Source organism: Polaromonas sp. AET17H-212, from assembly GCF_002379085.1.
In the GTDB taxonomy this organism is placed as follows: domain Bacteria; phylum Pseudomonadota; class Gammaproteobacteria; order Burkholderiales; family Burkholderiaceae_C; genus Polaromonas.
The window spans coordinates 58001-79016 of record NZ_NBZW01000007.1; the positions used below are offsets into that span (position 1 = coordinate 58001).

General features: G+C 65.5%; 15 protein-coding genes. 11 read left to right on the forward strand and 4 right to left on the reverse strand.

All coding sequences use genetic code 11. The features are described 5' to 3' along the window. The first annotated feature begins 22 nt into the window (after positions 1 to 22). Genes B7G53_RS08010 through B7G53_RS08025 form a run of 4 tightly spaced genes read left to right on the forward strand, consistent with a single transcriptional unit; the run spans position 23 to position 7741 of the window. Positions 23 to 4204, forward strand: coding sequence for a YhdP family protein (locus B7G53_RS08010; RefSeq protein WP_369680275.1), 4182 nt, complete (start codon positions 23 to 25; stop codon positions 4202 to 4204). Between the two features lie 2 nt (positions 4205 to 4206). Further along, positions 4207 to 5013, forward strand: coding sequence for a carbon-nitrogen hydrolase family protein (locus B7G53_RS08015; protein WP_096666183.1), 807 nt, complete (start codon positions 4207 to 4209; stop codon positions 5011 to 5013). After that, positions 5010 to 7088, forward strand: a complete 2079-nt coding sequence (locus tag B7G53_RS08020; protein ID WP_217992601.1) for an ATP-binding protein — start codon at positions 5010 to 5012, stop codon at positions 7086 to 7088. Before B7G53_RS08015 ends, B7G53_RS08020 begins: the two co-directional genes overlap by 4 nt. 26 nt (positions 7089 to 7114) lie before the next feature. After that, complete coding sequence (locus B7G53_RS08025; protein WP_096666186.1) at positions 7115 to 7741, forward strand: response regulator transcription factor; 627 nt, start codon at positions 7115 to 7117, stop codon at positions 7739 to 7741. A gap of 2 nt (positions 7742 to 7743) precedes the next feature. Here B7G53_RS08025 and B7G53_RS22835 read toward each other — a convergent pair whose 3' ends face one another. Then, positions 7744 to 7893: a hypothetical protein gene (locus B7G53_RS22835; RefSeq protein ID WP_176491314.1), complete on the reverse strand. Its 150-nt coding sequence runs from the start codon at positions 7891 to 7893 to the stop codon at positions 7744 to 7746. Between B7G53_RS22835 and mltA the strand changes: the two genes are divergently transcribed. Next, positions 7892 to 9046: a murein transglycosylase A gene (mltA, locus tag B7G53_RS08030; RefSeq protein ID WP_441338972.1), complete on the forward strand. Its 1155-nt coding sequence runs from the start codon at positions 7892 to 7894 to the stop codon at positions 9044 to 9046. The genes B7G53_RS22835 and mltA overlap by 2 nt on opposite strands. Next, positions 9043 to 9396: a hypothetical protein gene (locus tag B7G53_RS08035; RefSeq protein WP_096666191.1), complete on the forward strand. Its 354-nt coding sequence runs from the start codon at positions 9043 to 9045 to the stop codon at positions 9394 to 9396. Before mltA ends, B7G53_RS08035 begins: the two co-directional genes overlap by 4 nt. On the opposite strand, the gene B7G53_RS08040 is transcribed toward B7G53_RS08035, so the two are convergent. Both B7G53_RS08040 and B7G53_RS08045 read right to left on the reverse strand, forming a co-directional pair. Continuing rightward, a complete protein-coding gene (locus B7G53_RS08040; RefSeq protein ID WP_255249941.1) occupies positions 9393 to 10019 on the reverse strand; it encodes a hypothetical protein in 627 nt (208 codons plus the stop codon). The two genes, B7G53_RS08035 and B7G53_RS08040, sit on opposite strands and share 4 nt — an antisense overlap. A gap of 62 nt (positions 10020 to 10081) precedes the next feature. After that, positions 10082 to 10567, reverse strand: a complete 486-nt coding sequence (locus B7G53_RS08045; RefSeq protein ID WP_096666196.1) for an Lrp/AsnC family transcriptional regulator — start codon at positions 10565 to 10567, stop codon at positions 10082 to 10084. Between the two features lie 177 nt (positions 10568 to 10744). On the opposite strand from B7G53_RS08045, the gene B7G53_RS08050 reads away from it, so the two are divergent. The 5 genes from B7G53_RS08050 (at position 10745) to B7G53_RS08070 (ending at position 20284) form a co-directional block, all read left to right on the forward strand. Next, on the forward strand, positions 10745 to 14326 hold the full coding sequence (locus B7G53_RS08050; RefSeq protein WP_096666199.1) for an indolepyruvate ferredoxin oxidoreductase family protein: 3582 nt from the start codon (positions 10745 to 10747) through the stop codon (positions 14324 to 14326). 197 nt (positions 14327 to 14523) lie between these two features. Beyond that, positions 14524 to 14859 (forward strand): preprotein translocase subunit YajC, encoded by a 336-nt coding sequence (gene yajC / locus B7G53_RS08055; RefSeq protein WP_096666202.1) that lies wholly within the window; start codon positions 14524 to 14526, stop codon positions 14857 to 14859. A gap of 69 nt (positions 14860 to 14928) precedes the next feature. Then, on the forward strand, positions 14929 to 16824 hold the full coding sequence (gene secD / locus B7G53_RS08060; protein WP_096666205.1) for a protein translocase subunit SecD: 1896 nt from the start codon (positions 14929 to 14931) through the stop codon (positions 16822 to 16824). A 27-nt stretch (positions 16825 to 16851) separates the two neighbouring features. Continuing rightward, on the forward strand, positions 16852 to 17805 hold the full coding sequence (gene secF, locus B7G53_RS08065; RefSeq protein ID WP_096666208.1) for a protein translocase subunit SecF: 954 nt from the start codon (positions 16852 to 16854) through the stop codon (positions 17803 to 17805). Next, positions 17786 to 20284, forward strand: a complete 2499-nt coding sequence (locus tag B7G53_RS08070; protein WP_096666211.1) for a DUF1631 family protein — start codon at positions 17786 to 17788, stop codon at positions 20282 to 20284. The genes secF and B7G53_RS08070 overlap by 20 nt, the downstream gene beginning before the upstream one ends. A 129-nt stretch (positions 20285 to 20413) precedes the next feature. Here B7G53_RS08070 and B7G53_RS08075 read toward each other — a convergent pair whose 3' ends face one another. Then, positions 20414 to 20938, reverse strand: coding sequence for a DUF494 domain-containing protein (locus tag B7G53_RS08075; protein ID WP_096666214.1), 525 nt, complete (start codon positions 20936 to 20938; stop codon positions 20414 to 20416). Positions 20939 to 21016 lie beyond the last annotated feature (78 nt).

Sequence of the window (21016 nt, forward strand, 5' to 3'; positions counted from 1 at the left end):
AGCGCTGAAGGTCATAATTCTCATGTCCATGGATCAAACGACACCCTCCCAGCCGGCGCTTGCCTCTCGACGTCTCAAAATTGCCGCGCTGGTTGCCCGCCTGGCCTTGGGCCTGGTGCTGGCTTTCTGGGTGCTTTTCGGCGCGGCCTGGGCCGTGCTGCACGGCTGGATTGTGCCGCGAATCGGTGAATTCCGCCCGCGCCTGGAAACAGCAGCCAGCCAGGCCCTGGGTGTACCGGTGCGCATCGGCCAGATCACGGCCCGGCCGGGCGGGCTGATTCCGTCCTTTGAGCTGCGCGATGTCGCGCTGCTGGACGCCCAGGGGCGCGAAGCCCTGCGCCTGCCGCGTGTGCTGGCAGCCGTCTCGCCCTCCTCCCTGTGGGGTCTGGGTTTTGAGCAGCTTTACATCGACCGGCCCGAGCTCGATATCCGGCGCACGGCCGACGGCAAGATTTATGTGGCCGGCCTGGATGTGTCGCGCGACCCCAACGACGACAGCAGCGCCATCGCCGACTGGGTTTTTTCGCAAACCGAGTTTGTCATCCGCGGCGGCACGGTGCGCTGGACCGACGACCTGCGGCAGGTCCCGCTGCTGGCCCTGACCGAGGTGGACTGGACCTTGCGCAACCCGGGCCGGCGCCACCTGATGCGCCTGGATGCGACCCCGCCGCCCGCCTGGGGTGAGCGGTTCAGCCTGCGCGGTGTGTTTCGCGAGCCGTTGTGGTCGGGCGGCGCCGGCCAATGGCGCCGCTGGGCCGGACAGATGTATGCCGAGTTCGGGCGGGTCGATGTGTCCGAGGTCAAGCGTTACGCCGACCTGGCCAGCCTGGGCATCGACCTGCGGGCCGGCAACGGCGCATTGCGGGCCTGGGCCGATGTCAGCAACGGGCAGATCACCGGCGGCACGGCCGATGTGGCGCTGCTGGAGGTGGATGCGCAGTTGGGCAAGGCCCTGCAGCCGCTGGCGCTGCAGGCCGTGAGTGGCCGTTTTGGCGGCCGGCAGTTTGCCAACGGCTTCGAGTTCGCCACCGAAGGGCTGCAGTTTCGCACCCGCGATGGTTTGCAGTGGCCGGGCGGCAATGTGTCGCTGGTCTACACCGGTGCCGAAGGCAAGACGGCTGCGCGCGGCGAGTTCCGGGCGGACAAACTTGACTTGGCTGCGCTGGCGCTGATTGCCAGCCGGCTGCCGCTGGGCGATGCAGCGCATGCCATGCTGACCTCGCTGATGCCCAAGGGCCTGGTGGACGTGGTTGAAGCGCGTTGGCAGGGCGCACTCGATGCGCCGCTCAGCTATGCGGCCAAGGGCCGGGTGTCGCAGCTTGAAGTGGCAGCCCAGGCAGCAGCTCAGGGGGGCGGCAACCGGCCCGGGGTGCGGGGCGCGGCGGTGGAGTTTGACCTGACCCAGCAGGGTGGGCAGGCCAAAGTCAGGATCACCAAGGGCGAATTGCATTTGCCCGGCATTTTTGAAGACCCGCGCCTGCCGTTCGAGCAGCTCTCGACCGATGCCCAATGGAAGCTGAACGGCCCGAAAATCGACGTGCAGCTGCGCAACCTGGTGTTTGCCAACGCCGATGCCCAAGGCAGCGCGCAGGCCAGCTGGCACACCGCCGACGCCCCGGCGGCGCCTGCCGGCGGCGCTGCCCGGGACAGCCGCTTTCCCGGTGTGCTGGACTTGCAGGGCAGCCTGAGCCGCGGCGACGGCGGCCGGGTGCATCGCTACCTGCCCCTGATCCTGCCGGACACGGTGCGCCACTATGTGCGTGATGCGGTGACCCAGGGCGCGCTCAGCGACGTGAAATTTCGGCTCAAGGGCAATTTGAATGACATGCCCTTTGCCAACCCCAAGCTCGGCGAGTTCCGGGTGTCGGCCAGGGTGGCCAAGGCCACCCTAGCCTATGTGCCGCGGTCGATACAGCCGCGTGACGCCAGCGCCTGGCCGGCCCTGAGCGAGCTCGATGGCGAACTGGTGTTCGACCGCGCCTCCATGCAGGTCAATGGCGCGACCGGCCGTATCGCCGGTTTCCCCGGATTGCAGGTGGTCAAGGCCGATGCCCGGATTCCGGACCTCATGCACGCGGCCACGGTGCAGGTGGTGGGCGAGATCAAGGGCCCGCTGGCCGAGGCTGTGGCGGTCGTCAACACCTCGCCGCTCGGCGACATCACCGGCAAGGCGCTGGCCAAAACCGTGGCGAGCGGGGCCGCCGGCTACAAGCTTGAACTGAGCCTGCCGCTGGCCGACCTCGCCAAGTCCAGGGTGAAGGGCAGTGTCAGCCTGGCTGGCAACGATGTGCAGTTCACGCCGGACACGCCGCAGCTCACGCGTGCGAAGGCGCTGGTGAGTTTCACCGAAAGCGGCTTTGCCATCAGTGGCGGGCAGGCGCGCCTGCTGGGCGGTGACGTCCGCCTGGAGGGGGGCACACGCACAGCGCCGGCCGGCGCGGCGCGGCCCACGGAATTTCCGGATGCAACCGTGCTCATCCGGGCCCAGGGCACCCTGAGCGCTGAAGGGTTGCGTCAGGCCAAAGAACTGGACCTGGTGTCGCGCCTGGGCAGCCGCGCCAGCGGCAGCGCCGCCTACACGGCCAGTCTCGGGTTCCGGCGCGGTGCCACCGAGATCAGTGTGTCCAGCAACCTGCAGGGAATGGCCTTGAGCCTGCCGGCGCCCTTGAACAAGAGCGCCGAGGCCGCCCTGCCCGTGCGTTTTGACAACACGGTCGTGCGCGGTGCGACCCCCGGGCAGGCCCTGCAGGACCAGCTGTCCCTGAGCGTGGGGCGGCTGGCTTCGGTGCAGTACCTGCGCGACATCAGCGGGCCGGAGCCACGGGTGTTGCGCGGCGGCATTGCCATCGGCCTGGAGCCCGGCGAAAGTGCGCCGGTGCCGGAGGCCGGGGTGGCTGCCAACATCAATCTCGCCAGTGTTGACATCGATGCCTGGGAGCAAGTGCTGGCCGCCAGCCCGGGGCCGGCGGCGCCGGGCGAGCGACTGACGCCCGCCAGCGCCGTGCTGGGCTATCTGCCGACCACCATGGCGATACGTGCCAGGGAGTTGGTGTTCGACGGGCGAAAACTCAACAACGTCGTGCTCGGCGGATCGCGGGACGGTCTGACCTGGCGTGCCAACATCGACGCGACCGAACTCAATGGCTACGTCGAGTTTCGCCAGCCCGGGGGCGCGGGTGCCGGCCGGCTGTATGCGCGCCTGTCGCGCCTGAGCCTGGGCCAGAGCACGGCCAGCGAGGTCGAGGCCATCCTCAACGAGCAGCCTGCCAACGTCCCGGCGCTCGACATCGTGGTGGAAGACCTGGAGCTGCGCGGCAAGAAGCTGGGCCGGGTTGAAATTGAAGCCATCAACCGCGGCGCCGGGACGGTGGCCCGCGAAGGGGGCGTGCGCGAGTGGCGGCTCAACAAGCTCAATGTCATCGTGCCGGAGGCCACACTGACGGCCACCGGCAACTGGGTGGCCGTCAACGCGCAGCAGCCGGTGGCTGCCGGCGGCTCGCGCCTGCAACCCGAGCGGCGCCGCAGCGTGATGAATTTCAGGCTGGACATTGCCGATTCGGGTGAGTTGCTCAAGCGTTTTGGCATGAGCGATGTGATCCGCCGCGGCAAGGGCAAGCTCGAAGGCCAGATCGCCTGGGTGGGTTCGCCGCTGAGCCTGGATTACCCGAGCCTGAGCGGGCAGTTCAATGTGAATGTGGCCTCGGGCCAGTTTCTCAAGGCCGAACCGGGCATTGCCAAGCTGCTCGGGGTGCTCAGCCTGCAGGCCCTGCCGCGGCGCCTGACGCTGGATTTCCGCGACGTGTTTTCGGACGGTTTTTCCTTTGACTTCGTGCGCGGCGACGTCACCATCAACCAGGGCCTGGCGTTTACCAACAACCTGCAGATGAAGGGTGTCAACGCCGCCGTGCTGATGGAAGGCAAAGCCGACATCGCCAGGGAAACCCAGGACCTGACGGTGGTGGTGGTGCCGGAGATCAACGCCGGCACCGCGTCCCTGATTGCCACCGTCATCAATCCGGCGATTGGCCTGGGGTCTTTTCTGGCCCAGTATTTCCTGCGGCGCCCGCTGACCGAGGCGGCGACCCAGGAATTCCACATTGACGGCACCTGGGCCAACCCGAAAATCACCAAGGTGGATCGCAAGGCCGCGGTCGAGGTCAAGCCCGGCGAGAAACCCGCCGAGGACACCGGAGCAAGGAAGTAGCCATGCACGTCGCCGCCCTTCAAATGGTTTCGGGGACCAGCGTCCCCGCCAACCTGGCCATGGCCGGGCAGTTGCTGGAGCGTGCGGCCGCGCAGGGCGCCGAGCTGGCCGTGTTGCCCGAGTATTTTTGCGTGATGGGACTGAAGGACACCGACAAGCTCGCTGTGCAGGAGGCCGCCGGCGAGGGCCCGATCCAGGATTTTCTGGCGCGGTCCGCGCGCGAACTCGGGCTCTGGATTGTGGGCGGCACGGTGCCGCTGGGCGCCAGCGACCGCCAGCATGTGCGCAACAGCTCGCTGGTCTATGCGCCCACGGGTCAGTGCGTCGCGCGTTACGACAAAATTCACCTGTTCCGCTTTGACAACGGGCTGGAGCAGTACGACGAGTCGCGTGTGATTGAACGCGGCGCAGCGCCGGTGACCTTCGAGCTGCCCTCGGTCGACGGCCACCGTTACCGGGTCGGCCTGAGCGTCTGTTACGACCTGCGCTTTCCCGAGCTGTACCGGGCCATGAAGGCGGACCTGCTGCTGGTGCCCAGCGCCTTCACGCAGACCACCGGCCGGGCGCACTGGGAAGTCCTGCTGCGGGCACGGGCGATTGAAAACCTGGCCTATGTAGTGGCTGCGGCCCAAGGGGGGGACCATGACAACGGACGCAGCACCTGGGGCCAGAGCCTGGTGGTCGATCCCTGGGGAGACGTGTTGCGTGAGCAGGCCCAGGGTCCCGCCGTGGTCATGGCCGAGGTGAGCGCGGACCGGTTGCGGGCGGTTCGGCTGCAGTTGCCCGCGCTGGACCACGGGGTGTTGTGAGCGCGCCCGACGAAGCGGCCAACCGCGGCGAACCGTCTTCGGACCGGCGGCGCTGGAGCCGGCGCTGGGGTTTGTGGGCGCTGCTGGTGGCCCTGCTGCTCGGCCTGTTGTCCACCCTGGTCTGGCTTGCCGGGCGTTACGAGTCCAGCCAGGTGCAAAGCCGGCTGGAGCAGGACGCGGTGCAGACAACCACCGACATTCGCGCCGCACTGACGCGCAACGTCCAGGGCATCCAGGCCCTGCAGGCCAGCAGCCCGGACCCGACCGCCTGGCGTGTGCCGGCGTCTGCGCTGCTGCACGAACACCGGGAGATGTTGCGGCTGGAGTGGCGCAATGTGGCGCTGGCCCCGGTCGCCTATGCGGAAACGCCGTACCGGCCTTCGGTGTTTGAGCGCCTCGGGCGCGCCAGCGCGCAGACCGACGTCAGTTTTGCCTGCGCGGCGGCGCGCCGCTTTAGCGGCCCGGCCTATTCGAGCAGCTACTTCCTGCCGCAGGCCGACGGGCTCGGGCTGGAGGTGCTGGACATGTGCCTGCCGGTGCTGGCCGGCGGCCAACTGGCGGGTTACCTGCTGGCGACCTATTCGCTGCAGGAGATCTTGTCCGAGCTGGTGGGCCGGCAACTCGCGCGTGGCCACGGCCTGGCGTTCACCGAGGCCGACGGCACGCGCCTGGCCATGTACGGCAACCCGGCCCGTGGCAACCGTGTTTATGTCGCGCAGCAGCTGCTCGATTTGCCGGGCAACACCATGGTTCTGCGGCTGGAGCGCCAGCTCGGCACGCCGGCCCTGTTTCCCAACCTGCTGACCGCGCTGGTGGCGGCCATGTCGCTGGCGCTGGTTGCCGTGCTGGCGCTGCTCGGGCGCGACATGCGCCGGCGCCTGAAGGTCGAGCACGACCTGGCCGACGCGCTGGCCTTTCGCAAGGCCATGGAGGATTCGCTGGTCACCGGCATGCGCGCCAGGGACCTGCAGGGTCGCGTGACCTATGTGAATCCGGCCTTTTGCCAGATGGTGGGGCTGGAGGCCGGCGAGTTGCTCAAGCACGGCACGCCGCCGCCTTACTGGCCGCCCGAGCAGGTCGAGGAGTACGAGCAGCGGCAGGCGCGGCGCCTGGCCGTCGGTGCGACCCTGCCGCGGGAAGGCTTCGAGTCCGTCTTCATGCGCCGGGATGGTTCGCGTTTTCCGGTGCTGATCATCGAGGCGCCGCTGATCAACGCCGTGGGCAAGCAAACCGGCTGGATGAGCGCCATCCTCGACGTCAGCGAACAGCGGCGCGTCGAGGAATTGTCGCGCGCCAGCCAGGACCGGCTGCAGGCCACGGCCAGGCTGGCCACGGTCGGCGAGATGGCTTCACTGCTGAGCCACGAGCTGAACCAGCCGCTGGCGGCCATTTCCAGCTACGCGACCGGCTCGCTGAATTTGCTGCAAAACGCTGTGGCCGGCGAACCGCAACCGCCCGACCACCAGGACCTGCAGCTGGCGATGCGCCGCATCGCCGAACAGGCCGAACGCGCCGGCAAGGTCATCAAGAGCGTGCATGACTTTGTGCGTCGCCGGGACCAGGTGCGCGAGCCCGTGGCGCCGCGCGCCCTGCTGGACGCGGTGCTGCCGCTGGTCAGCCTGCAGGCCCGCAAGCTGGGAGTCCGGGTGCTGATCCAGGTGGACGACAGCTGCGAGCCGGTGCTGTGCGACCGGACCATGGTCGAGCAGGTGCTGCTCAACCTGGCGCGCAACGGCATGCAGGCCATGCAGTCGCCGGACAAAAGCCGGCGCACCGACAAGCTGCTGATCCTGCGCGTGCGGCCGGCCGCCTCCAATGCACACAGCCGCTGGGTGGAGTTTGCCGTGATCGACCATGGGGAAGGCATTTCGGAGGAGGTGGCGCGCCAGCTGTTCACGCCCTTCTTCACGACCAAGGCCGAAGGCATGGGCCTGGGGCTGAGCCTGTGCCGCACGGTGATCGAGCAGCACGGTGGGTTTCTCGGGTTTGCGGCGGGCCAGCCTCAGGGTACGATTTTCACCTTTACATTGCCGGCTTCTGTCACCGCCGTCGTGGCGGCCGACCTGTCCGCCTGAAATCCCGCCTGCGGGAAGGAGTTGCCATGGAACCCATCCAGAATGCCACGGTCTACATCGTGGATGACGATGCCAGCGTGCGCGAGGCGCTGGCCTGGCTGCTGCGTTCGCGGCGCCTGACCAGCGAAACGTTTGCCAGCGCCGAGGCGTTCGACGAGCGGATCTCGGGGCCGTTCACCGTCAGCTCGCCTTCGTGCGCCCTGCTCGACGTGCGCATGGGCGGCATGAGCGGGCTGGCCATGTTCGAAAAACTGATCGGGTATGGCCTGCTGCCGACCCTGCCGGTGATTTTTCTGACCGGTCACGCTGACGTGCCGACCGCGGTCGATGCCGTCAAGCGGGGCGCTTTCGATTTTTGCGAGAAGCCCTTTTCCGACAATGCCCTGGTGGACCGCATCGAGCAGGCGCTGATGCAGTCGGCAGCGGCACTGGCCGAGCTCAGCGAGCACACCGGCCTGCGCGCGCGCCTGGAAGGCCTGACCGAGCGGGAGCGCGACGTGATGGCGCTGGTGGTGGAGGGCCTGCCGAACAAGCTGGTGGCCGACCAGCTCGACATCAGCGTGCGCACGGTGGAAGTGCACCGGGCCCGGGTTTTTGACAAAATGCAGGTAAAGTCGGCGGTGGAGCTGGCGAATCTGCTCCGTAATTTATAGCGTTATGGCGGATCCCCGGGCTTTTCCGGTGGTGCGTCAAGCGGAACATCGCTTTTGAGTTCGCCCTTGCTGCGGCCGGAGAACATCGTCCACCAGACAATGAAAACCAGAATGAGCAAGGCCCCCAGGGCTTCGAGTAAAAGTAAGGCCATGACTGTTTTTTCCCGGATAACACCGACGTTTGTCATTATCGCCGCCGTGCTGGGCCTGGTGTCCTGCGCGACGGCGCCCGTGCCTGCACCCCTGCCTTCGACGCCCGCCGCGGCCAGCGTGCCTGCGCGTCCCGGGTCGGGCGCAGAGGCGGGCGCCATGGTGCGCGGCAAGAGCCGCTGGGTGCCGGTGGCCTGGAGCGAACTGCCGGGGTTTGAAAACGACGCGCTGTTTGAGGCCTGGAACGCCTGGCTCAAAAGCTGTGAGCGGCCCGGGCCGGTGTTTGCCCCCCTGTGTGGCGAAGTGCGGCGCCTGAGCATTGCGACCGGGGCGGAGCAGCGCGCCTGGATGGTGGGCCGGCTGCAGCCCTACCGCGTCGAAACCCTGCAAGGCACGGCCGAAGGACTGCTCACCAGTTATTACGAACCCGTGCTGAGGGCCAGCCGTCAACCCGGCGCCGCTTACCCGGTGCCGCTGTACCAGCCGCCGGCCGGTCTGGGCAGTCGCAAGCCCTGGTACACCCGGCAGGAAATCGAGACGCTGCCCGAGGCGCAGGCCGCGCTCCGCGGGCGGGAGATCGCCTGGCTCGCCGATCCGATTGATGCGATGTCGCTGCATATCCAGGGCTCGGGCCGGCTGGCCATCACCGACGCCGGTGGCGCGCAGCGCACCGTACGGGTGGCGTTTGCCGGTTCCAACGACCAGCCTTTTCGCAGCATCACCCAGTGGCTGGTGGAGCAGGGCCAGGGCCGGATGAACGCGCCCTGGACCGAATCCACCAAGGCCTGGGCGGCGCAGAATCCGCAGCGCGTGTCGCAACTGCTGTGGAGCAACCCGCGTTACATTTTTTTCCGCGAAGAGGCCCTGAGCGAGATGGACGCGGCCTACGGCCCGCGCGGCGCCCAGGGCGTGCCGCTGACGCCCGGCCGTTCGATCGCCGTGGATCGGGACAGCATTCCCTACGGCACGCCGGTCTGGCTGGCCTCGCGCGGCGCGGCGGCGGACCTGCAAAAACTCGTGATTGCGCAGGACACGGGCAGCGCCATTGTGGGTGCGGTGCGGGCCGACTATTTTGCCGGAACAGGGCCGCAAGCCGGCGAGCTCGCCAGCCGGGTGAACCAGCCCCTGCGCCTGTGGGTGTTGTGGCCCAAATGAACCTGCCATCCACCTTTCTCCCCCGCTGCGGTTTGCTGCTCGCTGCGGCTGCCTTGCTCTCGGCTTGCGCCGTCAGCGGCACCGGGTCAGCGGCCGCGCGTTACCGCTGTGAACATGACATTGATTTCAGCGTGAGGTTTGTGGATGACAGTGCGCTGATCGAGAGTTCGCGCGCCTCCGACGTGCTTTTCCGCGATGCAGGCGGGCAAGGCGCCTCGCAGACCGTGTACAGCAACACGCGGATGCGCGCGGAGTTTGGCCTGGGTTCGGGCGGGCGTGAGGCGGTGCTGCGTTACCCGCTGCTGCCGCTGGTGGCGCGCTGCGTGCGGGATGGAAAAGAAGGCCCTTAACGTACCGAAATCCGCAGCTGCACCGTCAGCGTCGAGCGGGTTGTCGACTGCGCGTTGTGGAACAAGCCGGCACGGCTGCCGGTGCCGTCTTCCTCCGACTGGGCCACGGTCACCCACTCGTTGAGCGGTGCAACCAGCGTCGTCACCACGCGGGAATCCGTGGGTGGCGAAGTTGCGCTGCGTGGGCGTTGCACGGCAGCCAGTTCCAGCTCGGCGCTGTCGCCGCCGCGCCAGAGCGGCCGGGCCGCAAAGCCGCTGCCCGCGGTCACCAGCACCGTGCCGCTGCCGTAACGCACGATGCCGTTTTGCACAAAGCTGTGCAGCAGCCGCAAAGGCACGCTGGTGCCCAGCAGGATGTTGGCGCTGCGGCCGTTCAGTACCAGCAAGCGCTGGGCCACGTCGTCCGACCCGGTTCGCTGGCCGCTTTGCGCTTCGAGGTGGACCTGGCCCGCAGACTGGCCAGGCTGCAGCCGCAGCGTGCCGGCGGCGCCCAGCGTGTTCCGGGACGCGCTGCTGTCGCGCACCTGGCGTACCTCAATTTGCAGATTGCGCATCGGCAAGGGCGCCTGATTTGCTATCAAATCAGGAGCTGTTTGCGCGCGTGCGATAAGGGCGGGAGCCATAAAAAGCACTGCAAGCAGGGCCGAAGCGGCGTGGGAGCGGCCAATAAGCATGGTGCGGGCTGTCATGGGGCTTTGTCTGACAAATGGCCCAGAGGCAGCACGCTGCTGGACTTGATTTCGCCCAGCGAGAAGCTGGTGTGCATGTCCTTCACATTGGGCAGGTTCAGCAGGCTTTTCAGGGCGAAACGCGAAAAACTGTCGAGGTCCCGGGCCACCACCTGCAACTCGAAGGTGCCGGTGCCGCTGATGTAGTGACAGGCGATGATCTCAGGCAATTTGCGAATGGCTTCCTCCATCGCGCTGGTCGCATCGCCCGTGTTGCGGTCGGCATCGAGGCGCACAAAGGCCAGCACGCCCAGGCCGATCTTGTGGCGGTCGATCTCCGCGCGGTAACCCTTGATGAAGCCGCCTTCCTCCAAGGCCCTGACGCGCCGCCAGCAGGGTGCGGCGCTCAGGCCGACGCGGGTGCTGAGTTCGGCGTTGCTCAACCGGCCGTCGGTCTGCAATTCATGCAAGATCGCGAGGTCAAACTTATCAAGTGTTTCCATGGATGGCAATTTTAAGCAAGAATCTTGCTGGAAGTGCGTGAAACAAGGCATAAAAAGCAAAGACTTATCTGGCCATCGCGCCTACACTTTGTTCATATATAGAGGCATCACCCTATCCGGGTGTAAGCCTTTTCGCTCTGCCCACAAGGCGGTGTCAGCCCCACGACTGGAGACAAGATGAACGCGCCCCTTCCTGAACACATTCGCAAAGCCCTCGAGACGGTCACGCTCGACGACAAATACAGCCTCGATTACGGACAGGCCTTCATGAGCGGCGTCCAGGCCCTCGTCAAGCTGCCCATGCTGCAGCGCCAGCGCGACGCCCTGCAGGGCAAAAACACCGCGGGCTTCATCAGCGGTTACCGCGGCTCGCCGCTGGGCGGCTACGACCAAGCCTTGTGGAAGGCCTCCAGCTACCTGAAGGCGCAGAACATCGTGTTCCAGCCGGGCGTCAATGAAGAGCTCGCTGCCACGGCCTTGTGGGGCACACAGCAACTGGGCTTTTCGCCACCGGGCACCAACAAGTACGACGGCGTGTTCGGCATCTGGTACGGCAAGGGCCCGGGCGTGGACCGCTGCTCCGACGTGTTCAAACACGCCAACATGGCGGGCACCACCCCCTGGGGCGGCGTGATTGCCGTGGCCGGCGACGACCATGTGGCGAAAAGCTCCACCGCCGCGCACCAGAGCGACCATATTTTCAAGGCCTGCGGCCTGCCGGTGTTTTTCCCGACCAATGTGCAGGAAATCCTGGACCTGGGTGTGCACGCGTTTGCCATGAGCCGCTTTTCCGGCGTCTGGGCCGGCATGAAAACCATCCAGGAAATTGTCGAATCCAGCGCCACCGCGATGATCGATCCCGAGCGCGTGCAGATCAAGCTGCCGACCGACTTCCAGATGCCGCCGGGCGGCGTGCACATCCGCTGGCCCGATGCGGCGCTGGACCAGGAGGCGCGCCTGTTCGACTACAAGTGGTATGCCGCGCTGGCCTACATCCGTGCCAACCGGCTCAATTACAACGTGATCGAAGGCCCGAACGACCGCTTTGGCATCATTGCCAGCGGCAAGGCCTACAACGACACGCGCCAGGCCCTGATCGACCTGGGCCTGGACGACGCCACCTGCCGCCAGCTCGGCATCCGCCTGCACAAGGTGGGGGTGGTCTGGCCGCTGGAAGCGCAGGGCACGCGCGAATTTGCCACCGGCCTGCAGGAAATCCTGGTGGTCGAGGAAAAGCGCCAGGTCATCGAGTACCAGCTCAAGGAAGAGCTCTACAACTGGCGCGCCGACGTGCGGCCCAACATCTACGGCAAGTTCAACGAGGTCCAGGGTGACTTCAGCGGCGGCGAATGGTCCATGCCGAACCCGACGGCCAACACCCTGCTGCGTGCCAACGCCGACCTGTCGCCTTCGCTGATCGCCCGCGCGATTGCCCAGCGCGTGCGGAAGCTGGGCCTGGACAGCGACATGACGGCGCGCATCGACGCGCAACTGGCGATTCTGGAAGCCAAGGAACGCTCGCTGCAGGTGCTGGAAGTCAAGGCCGACCGCCAGCCCTGGTTTTGCTCGGGCTGTCCGCACAACACCTCGACCAAGGTGCCCGAGGGCTCGCGCGCCATGGCCGGCATCGGCTGCCACTTCATGGCGCTGTGGATGGACCGCAGCACGTCGGGCTTCACCCAGATGGGCGGCGAGGGCGTGCCCTGGGTCGGCCAGCAGCCGTTCACGACCGACCAGCATATTTTTGCCAACCTCGGTGACGGCACCTATTTTCACAGCGGCTCGCTGGCGGTGCGCCAGTCGATTGCCGCCGGCGTGAACATCACCTACAAGATTCTCTACAACGACGCGGTGGCCATGACCGGCGGCCAGCAGATCGGCGAGCGACCGGAAGGCCTCTCGGTGGTGCAGATTGCCCAGTCCATGCGGGCCGAAGGCGCGGCCAAAATCGTGGTGGTCACCGATGAGCCGGAAAAATACGACGGTGTGGCACTGGCCGAAGGCGTGACGGTGCACCACCGCGACGAGCTCGACACCATCCAGCGGCAGTTCCGCGAGATCAAGGGCACCACGGTCATCATTTACGACCAGACCTGCGCGACGGAGAAGCGCCGGCGCCGCAAGCGCGGCACGATGATCGACCCCGCCAAACGCGTGGTCATCAACGAACTGGTCTGTGAAGGCTGCGGCGACTGCAGCGTGCAGTCCAACTGCCTGAGCGTCGAACCGCTGGAGACCGAGTTCGGCCGCAAGCGCCAGATCAACCAGTCCACCTGCAACAAGGACATGTCCTGCCTCAAGGGCTTCTGCCCGAGTTTCGTGACCGTCGAGGGCGGACAACTCAAGAAGAAGGCCAAGGGCAAGGCGGCTTCAACGTTTGAGATGGGCGCCTTGCCGCAGCCGCAGATTCCAGCGACACAAGGTGTCAACGGCGCGGTCTGGGGCATCGTGGTGGCCGGCGTTGGCGGTACCGGCGTCATCACCATCGGCCAGCTGCTGGGCATGGCCGGGCACATCGAAGGCAAGGGCATCGTCACGCAGGATGCCGGTGGCCTGGCGCAAAAAGGCGGCGCGACCTGGAGCCATGTGCTGATAGGCGCCAGCCAGGACGATATCCGCACCACCCGTGTCGGCATGGCCGGCGCCGACCTGATCATCGGCTGCGACCCGATTGTGGCGGCCGGCAAGGAAACGGTGCTGCGCATGCGCGAGGGCCGTACCCACGTGGCGCTCAATTCCCACAGCACGCCGACGGCGGCGTTTGTGCACAACGCGAACTGGCAGAACCCGGCCGAGGCCTGCGCCGCGGAGATCGCCAAGGCCGTGGGGGTGGCCGGTGTCGGTGCCTTCAATGCCGACGCAGCATCCATCAAGCTGATGGGCGACAGCATCTACACCAACCCGATGATGCTCGGCTACGCCTGGCAAAAGGGCTGGATCCCGCTGGAATACGCGTCGCTGATGCGTGCCATTGAGCTCAATGCGGTCGCGGTGGACAACAACAAGACGGCTTTCGAGTGGGGCCGGCGCGCGGCCCACGACCTGCCCTCGGTGGAAAAGCTGTTTGCTTCCGCGCAGGTCATCAGCATGCCGGCGCCGCGCCAGGGCCTGCCGGAGCTGGTGGCGCGCCGCGTGGCCTTTCTGACGGATTACCAGAACGCGGCCTATGCCAAGCGCTACGCAAGTTTCGTGAACCGGGTCCAGCAGGCGGAATCGGGGCTGGGAAAAACGCTGCTCACACAAGCCGTTGCGAAGTCCCTGTTCAAGCTGATGGCCTACAAGGACGAGTACGAAGTTGCGCGCCTGCACACCGACCGCAGCTTTCTCGCGAAGGTTGACGCGATGTTTGAAGGTGACTTCAAGCTCAACTACCACCTCGCGCCGCCCATGATTGCGAAGCAAAACGACAGGGGCGAACTGCAGAAGCAGAAATTCGGCCCCTGGATGCTGACCGGCTTCAAGCTGCTGGCCAGGCTCAAGGGCTTGCGCGGCACGGCGCTGGACCCGTTCGGACGCACCGAAGAGCGCAAGATGGAACGCGCACTGATTGCCCAGTACGAGGCCAGCATCGAGGACGTGCTGCGCACGCTGGATGCGGCCAACCATGCCGCGGCCCTGGACATCGCCCGTATTCCGGAGCTCATCAAGGGGTATGGCCACGTCAAGGCGCGCCATGTCGAGGCTGCCCAGCAACAGTGGAGCGCGGCGATGGCGGCATTCCGCCAGCCGGCCTCCAGCGAGCACCAGCGGGCTGCCTGAGGACCCGCCGGGCGTGGCCGGGGGTCGCGTCCGACCTGAAAAAGCCCAGCTGGCCGCATTTGCCGGCCGGCAACGGCCTGCAAAGGGCGAAAACCGGTAGGGTTACAAGTCCTGACATCCAACCGGCCGCATACAATCGGCCTTCCGCGCCCCCGCTGTGACCAGTGGGAGCCTTACTTATTGTTGTGGAGTCTGCCGTGTTTATATCTTCCGCGTTTGCCCAAACCGCCCCAGCCGCTGCTGCCGAAGGCGGCATGCTCTCTTCGCTCACCAGCATGCTGCCGCTGGTGCTGATGTTTGTGGTGCTGTATTTTGTGATGATCCGCCCGCAGATGAAAAAGCAGAAAGAGCATCGCGCGATGATTGACGCATTGGCCAAAGGCGACGAAGTGGTCACCGCCGGTGGCCTGCTCGGCACGGTTACCAAACTCGGCGAGGCCTACCTGAGCCTCGAGCTTGCCACCGGCGTCGAGGTCCAGCTGCAGCGCAGCGCCATCGTCCAGGTCCTGCCCAAAGGCAGCATCAAGTCCTAGTCGTTTCTCCCGGCCGGCCGGCATGGGCCGGCTGCTTCAGCCCCTCAGTTTCCCAGGAACAGCACGCTCATGAATCGTTATCCGGTCTGGAAGTACGCGGTCATCGTCGTCGCCCTGTTGATTGCCGCGCTGTACACGCTGCCCAATTTTTTTGGCGAGGCGCCTGCGGTACAGGTTTCCGCCGCCAGGTCCAGCGTCAAGATCGACGGCACAACAGTCGCGCGCGTTGAGCAGGCGCTCAAGGATGTCAATATCGTTGCGGAGGCGGTGACTTTCGACGTCACCTCGGTCAAGGCACGTTTTGGCGACACCGACACCCAGCTCAAGGCCAAGGACGCGATTGAAAAAGCGCTGCTGCCCGACCCGGCCACACCGTCTTACATCGTGGCCCTCAATCTGCTGTCACGCTCACCCGCCTGGCTGACCGCCCTGAACGCCCGGCCCATGTACCTCGGCCTGGACTTGCGCGGCGGTGTGCATTTCATGCTGCAGGTCGACATGCAGGCGGCACTGACCAAAAAAGCCGAGTCGCTGGCTGGAGACATCCGCCTGGTGATGCGCGAAAAGAACGTCCGCCACGGCGGCATCAACCGCAACGGCCAGGTCATCGAGGTCAGGGTCCGTGACACGGCCACGCTGGAAGCCGCCAAACGCCTGATCCAGGACCAGTTCGCGGACCTGCAGCTGGTCGATACGCCCGACGGAACCGAGTACAAGCTCAGTGCCAGCATCAAGCCCGAGGCGGCGCGTCTGGTGCAGGAGCAGGCCCTCAAGCAGAACATGGTGACGCTGCACAACCGCATCAACGAACTCGGCGTGGCCGAGCCGGTGATCCAGCAACAGGGACTGGACCGCATCGTGGTGCAGTTGCCCGGTGTGCAGGACACGGCCAAGGCCAAGGATATTCTGGGGCGCACGGCCACGCTGGAAATGCGGTTGGTCGATGAAAGCGCCGAAGGCCGCGCGGCCGAAAGCGGCGCCAGCGCCGTTCCTTTTGGCTCCGAGCGCTTCCTGGAACGCGACGGCCGGCCGGTGATTGTCAAGAAACAGGTGATCCTGACCGGCGAAAGCCTGACGGACGCCCAGCCGGGGTTTGACTCGCAAAGCCAGCAGCCCAAGGTCGACCTGACGGTCGATGCCAAGGGCGGGCGCATCATGCGCGACGTGAGCCGCGAAAACGTCAAGAAACGCATGGCGATTGTGCTGTTTGAAAAAGGCAAGGGCGAGGTGCTGACGGCGCCGGTGATCCAGAGTGAACTCGGCAACCGCTTCCAGATTTCCGGTTCCATGAGCGTGACGGAAGCCAACGACCTGGCGCTGCTGCTGCGCGCCGGCTCGCTCGCTGCCCCCATGGAAATCATTGAGGAACGTACCATCGGCCCCAGCCTGGGCGCTGAAAACATCGCCAAGGGCTTTCACAGCGTGGCTTGGGGCTTCCTCGTGATCGTCGCTTTCATGGCCGTTTACTACATGTTGTTTGGGCTGTTCTCGGGTCTGGCCCTGGCGGTGAACCTGCTTTTGCTGGTGGCAGTGCTGTCCATGCTGCAGGCGACCCTGACCCTGCCCGGCATGGCGGCCATGGCGCTGGCGCTCGGCATGGCGATTGACTCCAATGTCCTGATCAACGAGCGGGTGCGCGAGGAGCTGCGCAACGGCGTGGCGCCGCAGGCTGCCATCCACAGCGGTTATGAGCGCGCCTGGGCCACCATCCTGGACTCGAACATCACCACGCTGATTGCCGGCCTGGCCTTGCTGGCCTTCGGGTCCGGACCCGTGCGCGGATTTGCCGTGGTGCACGTCATCGGTATTTTGACCAGCATGTTCTCGGCGGTGTTCTTCTCGCGCGGGCTGGTCAACCTCTGGTACGGCCGGCAGAAAAAACTCAAATCGGTGTCCATTGGTACCGTCTGGCGACCCGCCGGCGGCACCGCTGTGTCTTCCAAGCCCACAGCGTCGGCCAACTAGACCAAAGAACAACGAACAGAGACCGCCATGGAATTCTTCAAAATCCACAAAGACATCCCGTTCATGCGGCATGCCTTGATCTTCAATGTGATTTCATTCACGACCTTTGTGCTGGCCGTGTTTTTCCTGTTTTCGCGTGGCCTGCACCTGTCGGTGGAGTTCACTGGCGGCACGGTGATGGAGGTCAGCTATTCCCAGCCCGCCGATGTCGAAAAGGTCAGGGGCACGGTGGCGGGCTTGGGCTTTACCGATGTGCAGGTGCAGAATTTCGGCACGGCGCGCGAAGTGATGATTCGCTTGCCTGCGCAAAAAGGCGTGACCACCGCCCAGCAGAGCGAGAAAGTGATGACGGCGCTGAAGGCCGACGACCCCCAGATTGCCCTGCGGCGGACTGAGTTTGTCGGCCCCCAGGTGGGCGAAGAGCTGGCCCAGGATGGCCTGAAGGCGCTGGCCATGGTGGTGGTCGGCATCATGATCTACCTGGCCTTTCGTTTCGAATGGAAGTATGCGGTGGCGGCCATCATTGCCAACCTGCATGACGTCGTGATCATTCTCGGCTTCTTCGCATTTTTCCAGTGGGAGTTCTCGCTCTCGGTGCTGGCGGCCGTGCTGGCCGTGCTGGGCTACTCGGTCAATGAATCGGTGGTGATTTTCGACCGGATCCGTGAAAATTTCCGCCGCTACCGCAAGATGAACACCGTGCAGATCATCGACAACGCGATCACCTCGACCATCAGCCGCACCATCATCACGCACGGTTCCACCCAGATCATGGTGTTGTCGATGCTGCTCTTTGGCGGACCGACGCTGTTTTATTTCGCGCTGGCCCTCACGATTGGCATCCTGTTTGGCATCTATTCTTCGGTGTTTGTGGCCGCAGCGATAGCGATGTGGCTGGGCATCAAGCGCGAGGATCTCGTCAAGCCGACGGGGAAGAAGGACGAGGACCCCAACGACCCGAATGCCGGGGCGACGGTTTAGGCAAACCGCAACAACACACATCACGGTCGTGGCCGCAAACACCAAAAGAGACCTTCTTCTTGCCCGGCAGGCGCGCGAACGTTTTGTGAGCCACGCCGCGCGCATCCTGCCCGAGCTGGCGGGTGCCATCCGCCAGAAACTGTCGTCCCAGACCGAGCAAAGCGGCAGCGCCCGCGACATGCAGGATCGCCGTGATGCCTGGCTGTCCTTTCAGGATTCGGAAGCGATCTGGGTCAACGCCACCATCGCCGCCTGGAAAAATGCGCTGATCCCGACGGCCGCGCCGGCCGGCATGGCGGTGGATACCGGCAAGTTCGAGCTGATGGGCAACGAGGTGATGGAGAACAGGATTTTGGCCTCCCGTCTGGCCTTGCGCCTGCTCGACAGCGCCAGCTGGGAACTCAACGACCTGCGTCTGCGCATCCAGAGCCTTGAAGGGGGGTCCGAACTCGCCAAGGAAGACATCCTGCGCCCCGAAGTCCTTTCGCAAAAGATGGTGGAGCAATGGACCCTGGCGCCCCTGTCGCGCGAGGTGTGGCTGACGGCGCAGGACCTGATCCAGCAGCAGTTGACCGCGCACCTGCTGGAGGCCTACCGCGCCGCCAACGAGTTCCTGATCAAAGAAAACGTGATGGTGGACATCGATCTGCGGGCACTCGTCAAACGTACGCCCTCTGCAAACAACCCGTCGCCCCTGCGCGCCAAGGCCAAGCCGGCAGGCCCCCGGGCTGATGTGCCGGCCGGGCAGGCGCCAGGCGCGGGCTCGTCCGGTGGATACGCTATCGGCGGGGGTGACACAAATGCTGGTGCGGGTGGCGGCCGCTCTGGTTCAATCTCGGGTTCAGGTTCAGGTTCAGGGCGTGGCGGCGCTGGTGCTGGCGGCAGCTCGTCGGACGGCAAGGGAGGCGCCGCGAACTCTGCCGCAGCCAGAGAGGCGATCCTTGACGAGACCCGCATGCAGACCGGGACATCGCCACTGGCGCGGGCGCGCATGCGGGCGCAGGGGGTGATGGGGCATCTCCGGCGCTTGTTGTCCGACCACGCGGTTGATTTTGACCACACCCACGCCAACCAGCCCTCGCCCCAGCTCGCACAGGCTCTGGCCAGGGTGCAACCCCGCGCCGCTGCTGGCAATGCCTATGAAGGCACCCTGCTTGACGCACCCGATCAGATGTATGGTGCCGCCGATGTGGAGCAGGCGGCAGGCGCCTTGCGCCAGCGCACCAGCGACCTCAAGCAGGCGGCGAGCACGTCCAGTGAAAAGGCCACGATTGAAATCGTGGCGCTCATGTTCCAGAGCATTCTGGCGGAAGACCGCATACCGCCCGCCGTGCGGGTGTGGTTTGCCCGGCTGCAGATGCCGGTGCTGCGGGTGGCGATTTCCGAACCCGAATTTTTTGGGTCCCTGCAGCATCCAGCGCGCCGGCTGATCGATCGCATGGGCTCCTGCGTGCTGGGTTTTGACGCGACGATCTCGGGCGGTGCGCTGGAGATTGAAATCAAGCGCATCGTGCAGGTCATCGAGCAATACCCGGAAACCGGCAGGCGGGTGTTCCAGCTGGTCTACGACGAGTTCCAGAAATTCCTTTCGAAGTTCCTGTCCGGGCAAGGCAGCACGGCCCGCGTGGTGAGCGTGGCCCAGCAGATGGAACAGAAGGAAACCATGGCCATCCAGTACACCATCGAGATGCGCAGCATGCTCAACGACATGCCGGTGCGCGAAGAGATCCGTGAATTCCTCTTCAAGATCTGGGCCGAGGTGCTGGCCATCGCGGCCATGAAAAATGGTCCGCAGCACGAGGAAACGATCACGCTCAAGCAGGCCGCCGCTGACCTGGTCTGGGCGGCCAGTGCCAAGCCCAACCGCAATGACCGCGCACGCGTCATTGCCGATCTGCCCAAGTTGTTGCACCTGCTGCGATCCGGCATGTCCATGCTGGGCATGAGCCCGCCGGTGCAGGACCAGCACCTGAAGATCATCAGCGACACGCTGGCGGACGCCTTCATGTCCAAGACCGATGCCATTTCCCTGGAGCGCATCGAGGAGATGTCCAAGCGGCTGGCGAATCTGGAGGACTACCTGTCGGACGAGGATGTCGGTGATCTGCCACTGGACACCGAAAACCTGGTCATGATGATTGGCATCGACGCCTCGGAGATCGAGGTCATTGCCGACGGCGGCAGCCAGCCAAGCGACGCCATGCGTTCCTGGTCACAGGAGTTGCAACTCGGGGCATGGTTCACGCTGGACCACAACGGCCAGGTCAACCATGTGCAGTTTGCCTGGCGCAGTGACCGCAAGCAGCTGAACCTGTTTGCGTCGACCGACGGCCGCAACTTCCTGATCCAGGCGCGCCGCCTGGCGGCCTATTTGCAGGCCGGCCTGCTCGTGCCGACCGAAGACGAGGCACTCACGGTGCGCGCCACCCGCGACGCGCTGGCCAAGCTCGACGCCAATCCGGAGCGTCTGCTGGGCTGATCGCCGGCGTGGTGAGGAGCCGTGTTTACCAGCAGGGGCCGCGGGTCCGGCTCTGCCGGCCCGCAGGCGCAGCGCCCCCTCGGGGGGTAGAGAGCTACACGCAGTGAGCGAACGTGGGGGCGCTGCTACTCAATGCGCCACCCGGAAGTCGGCGTCGTCGCAGAGTTCGTCCAGGACCAGGGCATCGGGTTCTTCGCCAAAGCTCCAGTACACCATCAACACAATGATCTTGAGGTCATCCAGCGCAAGGGGGTCTCCCGGCGCGGCCATCGCCCGGTCGATCACGATTTCCCGCATGTGGGATGGCAGCACGCCCGAAGATTCCAGGAAACTCACGAAGCCCAAGGCCTGGGCGCCGAGGTGGTCCTGTTCTGCCACCGAATAGACACGCAGGCTGCCTGCTGACTGGGCCTGGAAGCCGGGCGGTGCGCTGGCTGTCGTCGGCACAGCGGGCACACCCGCCTGTGATCCGACGGGCATGCCGACCTGGGTGTTCTGCGCGGCGATGTTCAGGCCGTTGAGCCAGACCAGCGCGGCCTGGATCTCGTCCGCCTCAAAACCGACGGCCGTGAGTTTGCGGCTCAGCTGGTGCAGCTCGGGGCAGGCGTCGCCTTGCCAGTAATTTTCGTAAACGTACACCAGTACTTCAAACATGCACTCAATATAACGCAGTTGGGAACGGTGTGGCCGGTGTACGCGGCCGAAAGCCCTTGGCCCAACGTAGCTGCAGGC